This window comes from Bacillus altitudinis (assembly GCF_001191605.1).
In the GTDB taxonomy this organism is placed as follows: Bacteria; Bacillota; Bacilli; order Bacillales; family Bacillaceae; genus Bacillus; species Bacillus altitudinis.
Genome location: NZ_CP009108.1, coordinates 497,227 through 513,992 on the forward strand (window position 1 = coordinate 497,227; position 16,766 = coordinate 513,992).

Annotated in this window: 15 protein-coding genes; 8 read left to right on the forward strand and 7 right to left on the reverse strand. The window is 41.2% G+C overall.

Features of this window, described 5'->3' with window-relative positions:
* Nucleotides 1-193: 193 nt before the first annotated feature.
* Nucleotides 194-1,591, reverse strand: coding sequence for a bifunctional glycosyltransferase family 2 protein/class I SAM-dependent methyltransferase (locus ID12_RS02475; RefSeq protein ID WP_050826673.1), 1,398 nt, complete (start codon nucleotides 1,589-1,591; stop codon nucleotides 194-196).
* Between the two features lie 136 nt (nucleotides 1,592-1,727).
* Entirely contained in the window at nucleotides 1,728-3,092 is a 1,365-nt protein-coding gene (locus ID12_RS02480) for a sugar porter family MFS transporter (RefSeq protein WP_100218329.1), read from the reverse strand.
* Nucleotides 3,093-3,363: 271 nt separating this feature from the next.
* Here ID12_RS02480 and ID12_RS02485 point away from each other — a divergent pair, with 271 nt between their 5' ends.
* Complete coding sequence (locus ID12_RS02485) at nucleotides 3,364-4,329, forward strand: LCP family protein (protein WP_035389731.1); 966 nt, start codon at nucleotides 3,364-3,366, stop codon at nucleotides 4,327-4,329.
* A gap of 348 nt (nucleotides 4,330-4,677) precedes the next feature.
* Entirely contained in the window at nucleotides 4,678-5,559 is an 882-nt protein-coding gene (locus ID12_RS02490; RefSeq protein WP_181362752.1) for a Cof-type HAD-IIB family hydrolase, read from the forward strand.
* Between the two features lie 56 nt (nucleotides 5,560-5,615).
* Here ID12_RS02490 and ID12_RS02495 read toward each other — a convergent pair whose 3' ends face one another.
* From ID12_RS02495 to pgsB, 5 genes are all read right to left on the reverse strand, one after another.
* Nucleotides 5,616-6,839, reverse strand: coding sequence for a C40 family peptidase (locus ID12_RS02495; RefSeq protein WP_035389736.1), 1,224 nt, complete (start codon nucleotides 6,837-6,839; stop codon nucleotides 5,616-5,618).
* A gap of 106 nt (nucleotides 6,840-6,945) precedes the next feature.
* Complete coding sequence (edmS, locus tag ID12_RS19315; RefSeq protein ID WP_008343253.1) at nucleotides 6,946-7,116, reverse strand: extrachromosomal elements maintenance protein EdmS; 171 nt, start codon at nucleotides 7,114-7,116, stop codon at nucleotides 6,946-6,948.
* Complete coding sequence (locus tag ID12_RS02500; RefSeq protein WP_017360004.1) at nucleotides 7,113-8,279, reverse strand: CapA family protein; 1,167 nt, start codon at nucleotides 8,277-8,279, stop codon at nucleotides 7,113-7,115. The genes edmS and ID12_RS02500 overlap by 4 nt, the downstream gene beginning before the upstream one ends.
* An 18-nt stretch (nucleotides 8,280-8,297) precedes the next feature.
* Entirely contained in the window at nucleotides 8,298-8,747 is a 450-nt protein-coding gene (pgsC, locus tag ID12_RS02505; protein ID WP_007497520.1) for a poly-gamma-glutamate biosynthesis protein PgsC, read from the reverse strand.
* 15 nt (nucleotides 8,748-8,762) lie between these two features.
* Nucleotides 8,763-9,944, reverse strand: coding sequence for a poly-gamma-glutamate synthase PgsB (gene pgsB / locus ID12_RS02510; protein WP_007497522.1), 1,182 nt, complete (start codon nucleotides 9,942-9,944; stop codon nucleotides 8,763-8,765).
* 747 nt (nucleotides 9,945-10,691) lie between these two features.
* Here pgsB and ID12_RS02515 point away from each other — a divergent pair.
* The 6 genes from ID12_RS02515 (at nucleotide 10,692) to rbsD (ending at nucleotide 16,760) form a co-directional block, all read left to right on the forward strand.
* Nucleotides 10,692-12,173, forward strand: a complete 1,482-nt coding sequence (locus ID12_RS02515) for a spore germination protein (protein WP_017368177.1) — start codon at nucleotides 10,692-10,694, stop codon at nucleotides 12,171-12,173.
* Nucleotides 12,163-13,260 (forward strand): GerAB/ArcD/ProY family transporter, encoded by a 1,098-nt coding sequence (locus ID12_RS02520; protein ID WP_046526702.1) that lies wholly within the window; start codon nucleotides 12,163-12,165, stop codon nucleotides 13,258-13,260. The genes ID12_RS02515 and ID12_RS02520 overlap by 11 nt, the downstream gene beginning before the upstream one ends.
* Nucleotides 13,250-14,392 carry a Ger(x)C family spore germination protein gene (locus ID12_RS02525; protein ID WP_046526703.1) on the forward strand — a complete coding sequence of 381 codons (1,143 nt, stop codon included), beginning with the start codon at nucleotides 13,250-13,252 and terminating at the stop codon, nucleotides 14,390-14,392. The genes ID12_RS02520 and ID12_RS02525 overlap by 11 nt, the downstream gene beginning before the upstream one ends.
* A gap of 117 nt (nucleotides 14,393-14,509) precedes the next feature.
* Complete coding sequence (locus ID12_RS02530) at nucleotides 14,510-15,496, forward strand: LacI family DNA-binding transcriptional regulator (protein WP_008343265.1); 987 nt, start codon at nucleotides 14,510-14,512, stop codon at nucleotides 15,494-15,496.
* The gene (rbsK, locus tag ID12_RS02535) at nucleotides 15,493-16,371 is read left to right on the forward strand and encodes a ribokinase (protein ID WP_025208105.1); all 879 of its coding nucleotides are present in this window, start codon (nucleotides 15,493-15,495) and stop codon (nucleotides 16,369-16,371) included. The genes ID12_RS02530 and rbsK overlap by 4 nt, the downstream gene beginning before the upstream one ends.
* Nucleotides 16,368-16,760, forward strand: a complete 393-nt coding sequence (gene rbsD, locus ID12_RS02540; RefSeq protein WP_017360008.1) for a D-ribose pyranase — start codon at nucleotides 16,368-16,370, stop codon at nucleotides 16,758-16,760. The genes rbsK and rbsD overlap by 4 nt, the downstream gene beginning before the upstream one ends.
* Nucleotides 16,761-16,766 lie beyond the last annotated feature (6 nt).

Below are 16,766 nucleotides of genomic sequence, written 5' to 3' on the forward strand. Positions count from 1 at the left end.
GTCATCCGCCTTAGGTGGTTGACAAAGGGCTAAAATGAACTTTGTTTTAGCCCTTTGTCTTCTTTTCAGCGTGATAGAAAACCTTTGCAGTCTAGGAAGGACGAGTACCGGAGCGGAGCGAATGAAGGATTTCCGAGCACCGGCGCGCAGGACTGACAAAGAATGCGAGGGTTTGCCTACACGCTGAGGCGGATTACCCGGAGGGGGAACCGCCTTTTTTACGTGCAACGATCAAAAGCTGATAGAGCGTCACTTGATCAGATAATGCTTTTGTTTGAAATCCAAGTGACTCTCCTACTCTCGCCACTTCGTCAAAAAACAATTGAACGTTTTGATCAATTGGCACATTGATCGGCTGTTCAATCACGCGATGAAATAAATGGTCTGGAAAGAGCGCCCGCATTGTGTTTGGTGTGAAAAATCTCATATGTGTTCGATCTAAAATCCCCACATCTTGATACGTAAAATCACCTGCCAATAAAGGCAGCAGTACTTCCGCATGCATCATATTAGGTAAGCAGCAAATGATCACGCCACCTGGTTTTAAAGACGCATGCGCTTGAGCAATCATCTGCCATGGGTCTGACACATGCTCTAACACATCAGAAAAGATCACAGCATCAAAAAAAGCTTCTTTCTCTGACCAAGGATACGCCTCCGCTTTTGTCTCAATCACTTCTTTGTAATACGCCTTTGCCATCTCTGCTTTTAATGCATCCGCCTCTACTCCGTACATGTCAACGGACTGCCGGTTGATCAGTTCAAGTCCTGTCGCCCCAGCACCACAGCCAACATCCAGCACACATCCGGCATCCTCAGGGAGCAGTGCTGCAAAATATGGATGGGGGGAGATCAGGTTTAAATCAATACCCCATTTATCTAAAAATCGAAGCCTGTTCTCCGCAAACAATGTAGAGATATTCGTTTCTTCATTGGCATTGAATGTGGCATGACCGTGATGATGTACAAATGAATCATGGACGATTTGCAGCTGGTATCCCTTTAGCAAAGAACGCAGACAAAGGTCATCATCCTCAAATGATCCATATACAAACCGCTCATCAAATAACCCTACATCCTCGATCAGCTCTCTTTTGACCAGCAAACAAAAACCAACAAGTCTATGCACATATGTTCTTTGACCTTTTCTCGAAGCCGTATATGCCTTTGCAAAGGCAGGAAGCTCCTTCACATCTGTGTAAGATGGCTGAACGAGCTGAGGACCACTTACATAATTGGAGACAGGCCCTACCATGCCAATACGCTCTGATGCAAAAAGGGCTTCTCTTAAAGGCAAAAGCCAGTTTTCGGTCACAATCGTGTCGTTATTTAAAAAAAGAATACTATCTCCTGTTGCCTTTTTCGCCCCTTGGTTACAGCCCTTGGCAAAGCCTTGATTCTTCTCGTTGTCAATCAACACGACATCTTCCAGTTGTCTCACATATTCCTTTGTTCCGTCTGATGAAGCATTATCCACGATAATGAGTTCATATTCATCACGCCGAGTATGCTTCTTGATACTGTCGATACATTTTTTCGTTAGGTGCAGTTCATTGTACGTCAGCATCACAATGCTCGTTTTTCCTTTCATCTCATTTCCACCTTTCGCCCGCCTGTTCCATATGTATGTCATAGGCAGCACGTTCAGAAGATGAGTGATTGTCCTTTCTTGATTAAACGTTTGTTTAACAAAGGAAGACCAGCGGCCTCATGCAGCTGGTCTTTTTTCATACCGTTTCCCCTTCGTCATTCACGACGGCACGGTTTCTCTTTTTTAAATCTTCTTCAATCTCTTCAAGACTTTTCCCTTTCGTTTCTGTGACTAAATATTTCACAAATAAGAAGGCACCTATGCCGATGGCTGCATAAATAAGGAAAAGGTTACTGATGCCAATTGCACTTAACAAGGCTGGGAATGTGAGCGAGATGATCAAATTCCCTGTATGCAGTAGGAAGGTCGATACCCCCGTACCGATTCCCCGGACATGTACTGGGAACAGCTCCGGCAGCATCACCCATACGACCGGGCCCCAGCTGACAGCAAAAATGACGATGAAAAGTCCTAAACATATAATTGTCGTCCACCCTGCAGCTGTTGATCCCTCGAAAAAACGATTGACCACTGCTAGAACAATCAAACTAAGAACCATCCCTACATTTCCAAATAGGAGTAACGCTTTCCGCCCGACACGATCAATGATTTTAATCGCAACAAACGTCATGACAACATTGACTGCACCAATTCCTACAGTTCCTAAAATGGCTGCTGAATCGCCAAAGCCGACACTTGTGAATGTTTTTGGTGCATAATAAATGATCGTATTTGTCCCAATAAACTGCTGTAAAAAGGCTAAACCGACACCAGCAATTAAAGCGGGGCGCACCCATGGTTCGAGTAATTCCTTAAGACCGCCTTTTTCTTCACTTTCTGCTTTTTGAATATCCGCAATTTCGTCTTCAACTTCTTGCTTGCTTTGTCTAAGTTTGGACAATATTTCTTTCGCCCGGTCCGCCTGTCCTTGGACAAACAGCCAGCGAGGACTTTCTGGCATAAACAAAATACCACATAACAAGAGCACAGAAGGAACAACGGCAATTCCAAGCATCAGACGCCATGCCTCTGCATCTGCTAAAACGTAGTTCACAATATAGGCAAGAAGAATACCAAATGTGATCATGAGTTGGTTTAATGAGGAAAGTGCCCCTCTTGATTCCTTTGGCGCAAGTTCAGATAAATACAATGGAACAATCGTCGTCGAGCATCCGACAGCAAGTCCTAGCACGATTCGAAATAAGACCATGACCTCCGTATTCGGTGCAAGGGCTGTTCCAAATCCGCCGATAATAAATAAAATGGCTGCGGCGATTATCGCTTTTTTCCGTCCGAATTGATCTGTCAGTTTTCCAGAAAGAGAAGACCCGAGCATCGCCCCGATTAAAATCGAGCTGACCACAAGTCCCTCTGTAAATGCATTTAAACCTAAATCCTCTTTCATAAATAAGATAGCGCCAGAAATGACACCTGTATCATAACCATATAAGGCGCCTCCAAGTGCGCCGAAGAAATAAAGCCACCCATTCCGATTTTTCATGATCATAACCCCTCTTTTATCTATGTAATGACTGGATGTTTCTCTATGAAAAATCATTTTCCTCACTTCCTGTCATTTCAAACATTTCGATGTTTTATGACAAATATATTTCATTTGCGTATCATTGAAACTTTTTTAGATAAGGAAACGTCAATTAAGCGTTAGTGAAAAAAATGTCGCACTATATCCCGTTTTAAGGTATATTTGTTTTAGTTTGTAAGCATGAAGAAGGACATCTTTACTATAAAATCATAGCGAGGGTTTAAAATATATGGATCAAACAAGAAGTAAACGCAAAGGCAAAAAGCGTTTAAAACCATGGGTGAAAGTCACTCTTTTTATTTTTGGTATTCTTTTACTGACAACCGCTTCTGTCACCGGCTATGCCTACTATAAAGTGACAACAGCTGCGAAAAAAGCACAAGTCTCTCTAGACCGCGGTGCACAATCTGTCAAACGGATTGAAGCATTTGATCCTGGGAAAGACAGCTTTTCTGTCTTGCTGCTTGGCATTGACAGCAGACCAGGCGAAACCGTCAAACAAGCACGAAGCGATGCTATGGTATTAGCGACAGTAAATCGAACGAATAAAACCGTGAAATTATTAAGTATTCCAAGGGACTCATATGTTAATATTCCAGGTCATGGTTATGACAAAATTACACATGCACACGCATTTGGTGATGCAGACCTCACGGTGAGTACAGTTGAGAATTTACTAGATATCCCTGTCGACTTTGTGATTGAAAGTAATTTCAAAGCGTTTAAGGAAATTGTGAACGAATTAAACGGTGTTTCCGTTAACATTAAAGATGAATATGTTGTGAAACAGATTCTCAAAGATACAAAGGGCAAAGTTCAGCTGCAAACGGGCACTCACACACTAGATGGTAATCAAGCTCTCGCTTATGTGAGAACAAGAAAAGCAGACAGTGATCTCATGCGTGGACAGCGTCAAATGGAAGTATTAAAAGCCATTTTCGATAAATCAAAATCAGTAACATCTATTCCGTCTTATGACAATATCATAGATACTCTAGGCGATAACGTCTCAACTAACCTGTCAATGAAAGAACTAGTCGGTCTTTTCCCACTACTCACTTCATTGAAATCTGTTGATACGATTCAACTAAAAGGATCTGATTACCAGCCAAATGGCGTTTATTATTACCAATTGGATCAAAACCAACTGAACGAAGTCAAAACGGAATTGAAGAAACAGCTTGAATTATCATAAACACAGAAAGCGTCCTTTTGGGCGCTTTTTATGTGTTGAAAAAGGTGTTTGCCCTTTTTCTTCTTTTCAGCGTGATAGAAAACCTTTGCAGTCTAGGAAGAACGAGCACCGGAGCAGAGCGAATTTGATATTCGTGAGCACCGGAGCGCAGGACTGACAAAGAATGCGAGGGTTTGTCTACACGCTAAAAGCGTCCTTTTGGGCGCTTTTTCTTATATCCTTGATCAATTGACCATTTTTGTTTAGCCTTAAAGAGAGGAATCCACGATCCGACTCTTTCATGAGAATGAAGGAAATCGTACATACTTTGAAGAGGCTATTGCATGAATGAAGGAGGATATAACAGCAATGAAAAAAATGATTGCGATTGATTTAGACGGTACACTCTTAAATACGAAAAGTGAAATATCCGCTCAAAACCGGCAGGCATTGATTCGTGCGAAGGAAGCTGGATATATTGTGACCATTTGTACAGGGCGCGCGACTTTTGATGTAAAAGAGCTTCTCGAGGATTTGGATATTCCCATCATTGCGGCAAACGGAGGAACTGTCCATACAGAAGGGTACAAGCTCTTCAGCAGAATCACCCTTGATCAAGAAGCTGGTAGACGTGCTGCAAAGGAATTAGTGGAACGGAACATTTATTTCGAGGTCTATACAGACGATGCCCTCCTTTCCCCATTTGATGGAAAAGATAAGCTCAAAGCTGAATTTGATATGATCAAAAGCGCCAATCCTAACGAGGATGTAGCTGATTTATGGGAAGGGGCGATGACTCAATTTAAACAGTTTGGCATCAAACCTGTCGATGACATCCGTCAAATTTTTGAGTCGAATGAACCAACTTATAAATTACTATGCTTCTCATTTGATATGAATAAGCTGCAAGAAGCACGAGATCTTCTTTCTAAGATGCCTGAGCTCTCCTTGACCTCATCTGGAGAACATATCATTGAGGTACTGCCAAAAGAGTCAGGCAAAGGACATGCCCTCAAGAAACTTGCAGCCCATTATGGCGTTGACCGATCCAATATTTATGCGATCGGTGACAGCCCTAATGATCTATCCATGTTCGATGAAGCAGGACACAGGATAGCGATGGGGAATGCGGTGGATGTCATTAAAGAAAAAAGCACCTATATCACAAAAGGCAACCATGAAGATGGCGTCGCCTATTTTATTGATCTGCTTTTGCAGAATCAATTTCAAGAAAAAAAGACGCTTGTCTGATCAGCGCCTAGTGAGAAGTCGAGAAGTCCGATCTGAGCATTGATCGGGCTTTTTCTTTATTTTTTGATTCTAACAGCCGTCTCATATTTATCCTTCCAATACGTACTTGTTTTCATATTGGTAATGACAACGCCATTTGAAACCGTCACATGAATGACTTGATTTGAACCAGCATAAATGGCTGGCATCAACGAAGTCCCTTTAAAAAAGACAAGATCTCCTGGCTTTAGTTCCGATCGTTTCACAGGTGTACCTGCTTTAACTTGTCCCGGCGCATAGCGAGGCATCTCCATTCCAAGCACTTCTTGATAGATATACTGCGTGAATCCTGCTGTATCAAAGCCTTGCTTTGGGCTCGCACCACCTTTTACATAGGGTACTTCTCCAATATACGTGGCAGCTTTTGATACGACTGGGTCTTCTTTCGCTAGTTTCAGCTCAGTTAATCGTTTCGCACCTGTCCATTTCTCACGCCAATACGATTCAGACAAATAAGAAATTGTCACACTTTCCGAACGGCTCGCATGAATAAAGCGGTCTCCTCCGATGTACATGCCTACATGTGAAATTCCTTTTTTATACGTGTTGCTAAAAAAAACAAAGTCTCCAGGGCGAATATCGTCTCGTGCTACTTTCTCTCCAACCATCCATTGCTGCTCAGCACTTCTTGGTAAATAAATCCCAAGTGATTTTTCAAATAAATATTGTAAAAAACCTGAACAATCGAAGCCTACTTTTGGATCTGATGCCCCGAATACATAAGGGATTCCTAAATATTTCATCGCATCTTTCACCAGTTGATCATCCGACATCTCTTGGGAGACAGGCAGCCGTTTGACCGCATAGAACCGATCGGTCCAATATTTACTTTTGCTGACATCTGTTTTCACCACCCCTTGACTGAGTGTGATGTGGATCACTTGATCATTTCCAGCGTACAAAGCAACATGTGTCGGGATGTCTTTTGTTTCTTCAAGACTGCGAAAATAGACAAGGTCTCCAGGCTTCGCTTTTTCCCATGATACGTTTTCACCGATTTGGTATTGATCAATCACCTTTCGCGGCAAATCAAATGCACCGGTTGTTTTATATACATATTGTATAAAGCCAGACGCATCAAAGCCCGTTTTCGGATCGATTCCTCCTTTATGATAAGGCGTACCTATCAGCGTTTCCGCTTGTTTTAAAGGAGATGTTGTTTGAGCAGACACCTCTGTTTGAGACATAAACATGAGTCCTACAATGGCACATCCTCCAAGCAGTATTCCTTTCCATTTCATCCTCTCTTCCTCCTTTCTTTTATAGTTTCGACATGACCCCTTTCATTTTACACCTTTTTCCGTCAAAAAAGAGCACGCCTCGCGTGCTCTTTTCATCATCATTTCTTTATTTACTCGCTTCCGCTTTTGACTGCTTTTGCTGTTCAATTTTCTGCATTTCAACCGAGATCTTTTGTTTCTCATGATCGGTGAGGCTGTCACTAAATTTAAAAGCAGACATAAAGACAAAGACTAAAATTAACGCAACAAACGGCCAGCTTGCTTTAAGGAATTTCATTTTTTATCCTTCCCCTCGTTTTCTTTTAATGTTTGAACTTTATCAGAATGATCGACTTCAAAGAAAATATGTCCGTCTTTTTCTTTCCAATCCGCATTCGTGCCATTTGTCAGCATACGGATAATCGATTTTGATTCAAGAGATCCTGCTTTGACTGGAGCAGGTGTCGCTTCTTTGATGTACATTGGAACCACTTCAAATGTCGCTTTTCCATCTTCATTCAGATGATACTGAACAATGGCAGAATCACGTGTTCTTGACCAGCCTTGGTCAAAAATAAAGTTCCCCAAGCTATAGAAAATCGCTGTTCCGTTATAGACTTCCATCGGCTCAAGAACGTGCGGGTGTGCACCGATAATGATATCAGCACCAGCCTTTGACATCGCTCTTGCCAGCTCTCTTTGTCTGTCGTTTACTTCATTGTTATATTCCTGTCCCCAGTGCGCATGAACGACAACGATATCTGCCTTTTCAGCAGCTTGTGAAATCATCGGAATAAAGATAGATGGATCAGCTGGTAGAATACCTGCCTTGCGATTTGTTGCTTTAAAATCTTTTCCATATACATCTGTAAAACCAAGGGTAGCGATTTTAACGCCATTCACTTCTTTGTATGAAATGTTCTGCTTCGCATCATTGACGTTGCGCCCTGCCCCTGTATAATCCATGTCAGCTTTTTCAAAGGCATCAATCGTGTTATTTAAGCCTTTTTCACCGTAGTCTGCTGCATGGTTATTCGCAAAGTTTAGTACAGAGAAATTCAAATCCTTTAACGCTTGTACAGAATCTTCATCTGTTTTCAAATGAATATTCTTTTGTGCTGCCTGTTCCTTATCTGAAGCCACTGGATGCTCAAAATTCCCAGTTACATAATCTGATACATCAAAATACGGCTTCGCATAGCGGAACAGGTGCTGCTTTCCATAACGGTCTGTTACTTTCTCTACATTTCTTCCAAACATAATATCTCCGACAAACGAAGCGGTCAGGATGTTTTCTGGATTCTTTTCTACAGTTGGTACTTGTGCTTTCCCGATAAATGTAAATAGAAATGTACAAGCAATGACAATAGGTAAAGCAATCAGTACGTGTTTATTCGTCTTTTTCTTTTGGTTCTTTGTGATTTTCAGCAGCTTTTCCTGAAAGCTCAATTTTTTATTCATCATTGGACACACCTTATCTTAAAATAGATAGTAAACATACATGATGGCAAATGTTGCACCACTTAGAAGTAATGTGCTTCCAAGGGTAATCGTAAGACCTTGCTTTTGAATCGTATTCGCAATCAATCCAGGCACGATGATTCCGATTCCGCGGAATTCTGCTATTTCAAACGGAACCACTGGATAGAAGAAATCAAATATGAGCTTTAAGGCAATCCCTGTAATCAGCATCGCCGCAAACTTTCTGCGTCCGTACAAAATCATAAATTTCGATAGACCAAAACGAACGATCACATATGTCAGCAAGCTGACAGATAAAACAACTAAAATGAAGACTGGCTGGTTAAAGACGAGCGCCAGATAACCTGGAACAACCAACCCAGCTGGTACGATTCCTGTTTTTTCTGCAAAAATTAAACTGAGTAGAACACCTAAAATTAACGAGATATAAAGATCTGATCCGAACATTTTCTATATTTCCTCCTAGCTGACAAGCTGCTTAATTTTGTATTCTTGAATTTTTTCGATTAAAGGTTCAGCGGCGCCGTGAATATTGCCGACTCCATAAACCACTCGATTATGAAGCTTTTTCTCAAGCATGTTCATAATTTGTTCTGTAGATTGATATTCAAGGTTGTGTAAGTGGTCAGCCGGAATTTTCCCATCCTCAAATGCCTTCACAATTGGATCTGTCGTTTCACCAATTAAGACAAGATCACTTGCTTCAATATAAGGAAGTACATCCTCCGCAAACTGGATCGTTCTATCTACGCGATCCGCACGACAGTTCATGATAATAATCGGTTCATCTGTTGGATACCCAATTTCCTTCACACGCTTCCAAATGTTCAATGTAGATGCTGCGTCATTAGCCGCAAATCCATTTACAAAATGTCCAGGTGTTTTTGCATCCATTAATGGAAGAATTCTCATCGCTCCTGGATCAGGCGGCGCATTTAACATTCCTCTGAATGCCGTATCTTCATCAATTCCCAATGCTTGTGCAACACCAAGTGCAAGTGAAGCATTATCCGGGAACACCATATACTCAAATTTCCGTAAATACTCATCGGTAATCTTGGAATTATCTGCAACAATCACTTCAGTATTGCGTTTTTTCGCAATCTCTTTAAAGAAATCTGTATATTCACTATCCGTAATAACCAAGTGCCCATTGTAAGGAATTGTCGCTGTAAAGGCTTCAGCTATTTCATCAAGAGTTGGCCCCATCACATCCATATGATCTTCAAGAACGTTTACGATCACGCCAATATTCGCTTGAAGCAGCTCTTCCTGAAAGATAATTTGGTAATCTGGATTCACCGCCATACATTCACTGACGATGGCATTTGCTCCTCTTTCAACTGTTTCTCTCATAACTTCTTTCTGCTCTCCGATATTTGGTCCTTGCGGTTTCCTTTTAATCGGTTTCTCTTCTGGCGTATCCCAATAAATCATTCTTGCATCCGTTCCTGTTGTTTTGCCGACAGTTTTATAACCTGCCTCCATTAAGATACCGGTTGTCAATCTTGTAACGGTAGACTTTCCGCGTATACCATTAATATTGACGCGTACCGGCAGGGCATCGATATTTTTCTGATGACGCTTCTTTTCAATAAAGCCAATCCCTAACATGATGACACAGGCTATAACGATTAACCACATCGCTTATCTACATCTCCTTTTTTTATGAGTGTGATATGTAAATTCAATCAACAGTATATAGGTTCAGCATAAAATCACAATCGGTATTATGTAACATAATCTTTCACTTCCTCGTATGCCAAATTCCTCTAATCAGAAGGCGTATTTGCCTACCTCACGCTCAAATGAAAAGGCCAAAAGACGGACAAAATGACGGCTGAATTTCTGCTTCAAACAAGAGAAAGCGTTACCATCAAACAGTGAAAAATCTTTTGTCCTTTTCTCCCTAAATTTTTCGACAATTATTAAGATGTATTTTGAATCAATGTTTTAAAGTCCTTTCATCTCTACGAAATCAGTCATATCAGTGCTTTAAATGAATAGTGCGTGTTTTAGAATATTTTATATTTTTAAATGAACAGGTTAGAAAGTCATCCTCATTGGTCAGAACGCTATGTGTTGACCTATGACAAAGGTCACCTGTCAAAAAATCAAGTCATCTGCTTATTTTCAGGTCACAAAAAATTGGGATAAGATGTCAAAGATTAATCATTTTGTTATAGCCTCTCTTTACGATATTCACTCCTTATGACCTAAACAATGAAACATTATTCATTTCTTTTTATCAAGATTCATCATTTCTTAACATTTTTAATGTGATTTTAGTTGAAAGTTGTCGGTGCATGTCATGCTTTCCCCAAAGATGACGCATAAAATCATCTTCTCGGCTTACACTATGGTTAAAAAATCTGTGAGAGGAGGCTAAAGATGCCAAATACGAATGAGCAAACACGCTTACACTTTTTATCAGGCGGTTTTGAGGAAAAGATTCGGATTCTGAAAAAAGCATTTCAACAAAGCGCTGATTTTGAATACCGGGAATTGATGGTGAATGAAACGAAATCAGTGCTGTTTTTTATTAAAACAAGAGTGGATGAAAGTAAATTAAACAACTTCATTATTGGCAACTTGCTTGGCCCTCCTGGAAAACAGGACTATGCAAAATCTCTTAGTTCACTCGAAACAGGTGACTTGACGCTGATTGTCGACAGCATTATTGCCGGAAGTATTGCCTTCCTTGATGAAAAATCCGCACAGATCAAAATATTTGCTGTTGGGCAGCCGCCGCTGCGTTCCATTTCTGAACCTTCTTCTGAAAGTATTATTGCAGGCGCACATGATGGGTTTGTTGAGAGTTTAGATACCAATTTATATTTGCTGCGTTCACACTTAAATGATCGAAAACTTGCAATCCAGTATCATAAGGTCGGTACAAAATCTGAAACAAAGGTTGCAACGGTTTATATTTCTGATATTGCCAATCAAGAAAAGATAGATGAGGTTAACAAACGAATTTCTTCTATTAAAGTAGACACGCTGCTTAGCCCCGGTTCTATTGTAGAGGCGATTGAGGATGATTCGTATTCCATCTTCCCGCAGCTTATTGACACAGAACGACCTGACAAAGTGAGATCCGCCATTCTTGAAGGAAGAATTGTCGTCTTAATGGACGGCAGCCCAATGGCTATCATTCTGCCTATTACGTTCTTTAGCTTCTTTCAATCACCAGATGACTACAATAGCCGCTGGATTCCGGCTACATTTATTCGTATTCTTCGTTATATTGCCTGTATCATCGCTGTGATTTTGCCTTCTTTTTATATTGCAGTCATCGGCTTTCATTATGAGGTAGTCCCGGATGAATTAGCGATTACGATGAAAAATTCCATTATCGGCATTCCTTTTCCGCCGTTAATTGAAGCAATGCTGATGGAGATTACGATTGAGCTCATACGAGAAGCAGGGGTGCGACTGCCAAAGCCAATTGGTCAGACGATTGGGATTGTAGGCGGTTTGGTGATTGGAGACGCTGTGGTAAAAGCTGGACTCATTTCGAATGTCCTTGTCATTGTTGTTGCCGTGACAGCTGTTGCATCCTTTGTCCTCCCATCCTTTGAAATGACGTCCACCATTCGTATGCTTCGTTTCCCTCTCATGTTTATGGCATCGATGTTTGGGTTTATTGGCATTTCATTCGGCCTGTCGATCGTATTGATGAATTTATGCCGCCTCGAATCACTAGGTGTCCCGTACTTATCACCAGTGGCTCCATTTAACTGGCAGGACTTAAAAGATACTGTGATTCGATTACCGATGTGGATGTACAAAAAGCGCCCTGTTTACTTAAATCCAAAAAAGAAAGAGCAAATTGAAAATTTGAGAGGATGGAAAAATAAAGATGAAAAATAAAATATCTCCACCTCAAGCTGTCTTTTTTATCATTCAATCTCAAATTGGTGTCGGTATTCTAGCCCTGCCTCATTTGCTGATGAAAGACATGGGACACGATGGGTGGATGGCGATTATCTTAGCCTGTTTTTTCATTCAAATCATTAACACCATTTTTATTTACATCATTCAGAAGTATCCTGATATATCATTTTTCCAAGCCTTAATTGAAGTGTTCGGAAAATGGATCGGCCGGACTTTGGTGGCACTATATACGTTATACTTCGCCTCCGTCTGCATTGTTGTTTTATCCATTTTCACAAGAATTCTTGGCATTTGGGTACTGCCGCTCACACCAAATTGGGTCATTAATCTGTTACTGATGATCTCCATCATTTACATTGCAAAGGAGCAAATTACGGCCATTGTCAGGTTTAACTTCGTTTTGACGCCCTTTTTGCTCATGCTCTCTCTCTTAATGCTCTATTCATTAAAAGGAACCAATATCGACTACCTCATGCCTTTTTTCCAAGTGGATCTTTCTCAAGTTTCACTTGGATTAAAAGACGTCGTTCTATCTATGAATGGGTTCGAGATGATCCTCATTATCTCTCCATTGATGAAAGGAACCATTAAGGAACGATATAAAGTCATGACCATTGCCAATATATGCACGACGCTTTACTACCTATTTATTACATTGATTTGTTTTATGTTCTTCAGTCCGATTGAGCTCAATATCATTCCCAACCCAGTTCTTTATCTATTAAAAACCATTTCGTTCGGTGTGATTGAACGGACCGATTTAATTTTCCTTAGTTTCTGGGTATTTGTCATTTTAGCTACACTCAGTAATTACCTTTACTTTTGTGCGAAAGGCGTGGCAAGTATTCTTAAGAAAAAAGAACACAAAAAATATGTCTTATATTTTGCCATTTTGATTTATGCGGCTAGCTGTTATCTTGCAACTGATAATTTTAGAATACAGCGCTTTAATGACTTTACCACCATCGCTCAATATTCATTTATTTACACACTCCCAATCTTTATGGCCATTATCATCTTTATCAAACATCGCAAAGGGAAGGTGAAATCACATGCGTCATAAGTACATACTGACGTTGCTTATGTGTCTTTCTCTCATATTCATGCCTGGCTGCTGGGATCAAAATTTATTAAAGAACATCTCTCTTGTGTTAACCTCCGCGGTTGATCAAGGAGAGGATGACAATGCGAAGTACTCAATCACTTATCGAAAAGTGCAGCAGTCTCAAAGTATGGAGCAGGGAAATACCGGCAGCTTTTTAACCACTCTTCTCACAACGGAAGCACCTACTTTAAGAAAAGCAAGAACCAACTTCAGCCGGATAGTGGATCAAAAAATAGACATGTCGAAAATGCGGGTGATGCTGATCGGTGATGAATTTGCGCAAAAGCGTCTTCTGCCCTACTTAGATATGTTTTATCGTGATCCAAAAAGCCCTCTCCTTGCAAACCTTGCCGTTGTTCAAGGGGGAACCTGTGAAGAATTGATAAACGCGCTGCTCAAGGAGAAACTCATCGTGAGTGACTATTTAAATAACTTGATCACAACCGCATCCCGCTCCTCCCAAGTAGCACCTAAAAACATTCAAAGTATTCGATCTAAAATGCTCCAAACTGGAGAAGACTTCACACTGCCGTTGATTCATTTCGATCAATCGAAGAAATTAATCAGTGTAAAAGGGGTTGCTCTATTTGATAATGAGAAGAAGAAAGGCGAGTTGTACGGTCAAGATGCAATTCTGCTCACCGTCATGGACGGAAAAATGGGCAAATATGCCAACTTCACAAAAAAAGTGAGAAGCGACATGAAGTCAAAAGAAAACAATTACATCACCATCCAAGTCACTGATGTGAAGAGAGACATCGAGATTCTGAATCCTGATCATCGAAACTTAACATACTCACTCAAATTTGAATTTAATACTTCTGTCCTTGAGTACCCAAAAGATAATCTAGATACAGACAAAAAAATTGAAATGCTGAACAAAAGACTTTCAACCATCTTAACAAAAGAAGCAGAAAAAATTGTTGCTACATTACAAGAAGCAAATTCTGACGTCTTAAGCCTCGGCAGAAAATACAGAGTCAGACATTATGATGAGTATATGAAAATGAATTGGGTCACCGATTATCCAAAAGTGAAGATCATCCCAAAAATCAAAGTGAACATTACCCAAACGGGCATTATTAGTTAAGAAAAGGAAGACGCCCTCTTTCTTTTCTTTTTTTATTTTTTTAAGATTGTCTTTTTAATGCTTTCGTGATAATCTATCTATGTAAACGGTTACACATCAAAGAAGGGAGGCACTCCATTGGCTACAATTAAAGATGTTGCAAAAGCTGCTCAAGTGTCTGTTGCGACTGTTTCACGCGTGCTTAACGATACTGGATACGTCCATATTGATACGAAAACCCGTGTGACACAAGCGATGCAGGAGCTAAACTACTTCCCCAATGAAGTGGCACGATCCCTTTTTAAAAGAGAATCAAGATTAGTTGGTCTCATCTTACCTGATATCACAAACCCCTTCTTCCCTCAGCTGGCTAGAGGCGTTGAGGATGAGATTCATGCAAACGGTTTTCGCTTATTATTCGGAAACAGTGATGAAGATCGGGAGAAGGAAATGGCCTATTTACAAACCTTTAAGCAAAACCAGGTGGTCGGTGTCATCGCTGTCACAAACGAACCTGAATCGGATTTGTACAATGATGATGAACTGCCTGTTGTCTTCTTAGATCGTACCGTTCCAAATGCGCCTTCTGTGTTTGCAGATGCTACGGCAGGCGGGAAAATGGCTGCAATGGAATTAATCAAACGCGGCAGTCAGCAGATCACATTGCTAAAAGGGCCCGCTCATCTTCAAACGGCGCGGCAAAGATTCAAAGGCGCACTTGATGTTCTGACTGAAGAAGGTGCTAACTTTCATGTGATGTCTAACGCTTCTTTTTCTTTTCAGGAAGCCCGAAAAAGCGCCAAGGCTCTTTTCAAGCTGTACCCTGAAACAGATGGCATCATTGCCAGCAATGACATCGTCGCAGCAGCCGTCGTACACGAAGCACTTCGAATTGGAAAAGCCATTCCAGAAGACGTCCAAATCATTGGATTTGATGATATTCCGCAAAGCGAACTGCTCTTCCCTTCTTTATCAACGATCCGGCAGCCTGCCTATGATATGGGGAAAGAAGCCGCAAAGCTGATCATTAAAGCCATTCAAAAACAGCCTATAGATCAAGCAGTTATTCAAATGCCCGTCTCTTTTATTGAACGAGAGACCACAAGAAAGGTGGATTCACAATGAGTCAAATTGTTGTCGTAGGAAGTTGTTCCATGGATTTAGTTGTTACATCGAATAAACGTCCTAGTGCCGGAGAAACCGTCCTAGGCGAATCATTTAAAACGGTTCCTGGGGGAAAAGGAGCCAATCAAGCAGTAGCAAGCGCAAGGCTCGGTGCAGATGTATATATGATCGGCCGAGTTGGGGATGACGCGTATGGTCAGGACATTATGAGCAATTTGCAAGCACAAGGTGTTCGCACCACCTATATGAAACCGGTTACCGAAATGGAAAGCGGAACAGCTCATATCATTTTAGCTGAAGGAGATAACAGCATTGTTGTCGTCAAAGGAGCAAACAATGAGGTAACACCTCATTATGTAAAAGATGCTCTTTCTTCTATTGAAAATATCGGAATCGTCCTCATCCAGCAGGAAATTCCTGAAGAAACAGTCGAAGCCGTCTGCGCCATTTGCAGCGAAAAAGGGATTCCTGTCATCTTAAATCCCGCACCAGCTCGCAAAGTCTCTCAGCAAATATTAGATCAAGCTGCCTATATCACGCCAAACGAACACGAAGCAGCTCTTATGTTTGATGGACTCACCATAGCAGAAGCTTTGCGCCAATATCCAAACAAATTACTCATTACAGAAGGAAAAAATGGGGTTCGTTACTTTGATGGATCAAAAGAAGTGTTGGTACCGGGCTATCCTGTGAAAGCCGTCGACACTACAGGCGCTGGTGATACTTTTAACGGCGCTCTAGCTGTAGCACTGACAGAAGGAAAATCCCTATTCGACGCACTTGCCTTTGCCAACTTAGCCGCATCTATCTCAGTCACAAAATTTGGTGCCCAAGGCGGCATGCCAGCAAGAGAAGAATTGGAGAATAAGAAATGAAGAAAAATGGTATTTTAAATAGTCATATCGCCAAGGTGCTTGCTGATCTTGGTCATACAGATACGATTGTCATCGCAGACTGCGGCCTGCCCATTCCAGAAGGCCCGGTCAAGATCGACCTTGCATTATCCATCGGCACACCATCCTTTCAGGAGGTTACTTCCCTCCTTCTTGAGGAAATGGCCGTTGAACACATCACAATCGCCAGTGAAATCAAAGAAGCCAATGAGAGAGATCATTTATTTCTAAAGAAAGCGTTCTCACATCCGTTAGATGAAGTCGATCACGAGACGTTCAAAGACATGACCAAACAGGCAAAAGCAGTGATTCGAACGGGTGAAGCCACCCCATACGCAAACTGTATTCTTCATGCCGGTGTCATCTTTTAAAAGGAG

Coding starts and splice junctions, on each gene's coding strand:
- ID12_RS02475 (WP_050826673.1), bottom strand. CDS start 1,591: ATGAAAGGAAAAACGAGCATTGTGATGCTGACGTACAATGAACTGCAC.
- ID12_RS02480 (WP_100218329.1), bottom strand. CDS start 3,092: ATGAAAAATCGGAATGGGTGGCTTTATTTCTTCGGCGCACTTGGAGGC.
- ID12_RS02485 (WP_035389731.1), top strand. CDS start 3,364: ATGGATCAAACAAGAAGTAAACGCAAAGGCAAAAAGCGTTTAAAACCA.
- ID12_RS02490 (WP_181362752.1), top strand. CDS start 4,678: ATGAAAAAAATGATTGCGATTGATTTAGACGGTACACTCTTAAATACG.
- ID12_RS02495 (WP_035389736.1), bottom strand. CDS start 6,839: ATGAAATGGAAAGGAATACTGCTTGGAGGATGTGCCATTGTAGGACTC.
- edmS (WP_008343253.1), bottom strand. CDS start 7,116: ATGAAATTCCTTAAAGCAAGCTGGCCGTTTGTTGCGTTAATTTTAGTC.
- ID12_RS02500 (WP_017360004.1), bottom strand. CDS start 8,279: ATGAATAAAAAATTGAGCTTTCAGGAAAAGCTGCTGAAAATCACAAAG.
- pgsC (WP_007497520.1), bottom strand. CDS start 8,747: ATGTTCGGATCAGATCTTTATATCTCGTTAATTTTAGGTGTTCTACTC.
- pgsB (WP_007497522.1), bottom strand. CDS start 9,944: ATGTGGTTAATCGTTATAGCCTGTGTCATCATGTTAGGGATTGGCTTT.
- ID12_RS02515 (WP_017368177.1), top strand. CDS start 10,692: ATGCCAAATACGAATGAGCAAACACGCTTACACTTTTTATCAGGCGGT.
- ID12_RS02520 (WP_046526702.1), top strand. CDS start 12,163: ATGAAAAATAAAATATCTCCACCTCAAGCTGTCTTTTTTATCATTCAA.
- ID12_RS02525 (WP_046526703.1), top strand. CDS start 13,250: ATGCGTCATAAGTACATACTGACGTTGCTTATGTGTCTTTCTCTCATA.
- rbsK (WP_025208105.1), top strand. CDS start 15,493: ATGAGTCAAATTGTTGTCGTAGGAAGTTGTTCCATGGATTTAGTTGTT.
- rbsD (WP_017360008.1), top strand. CDS start 16,368: ATGAAGAAAAATGGTATTTTAAATAGTCATATCGCCAAGGTGCTTGCT.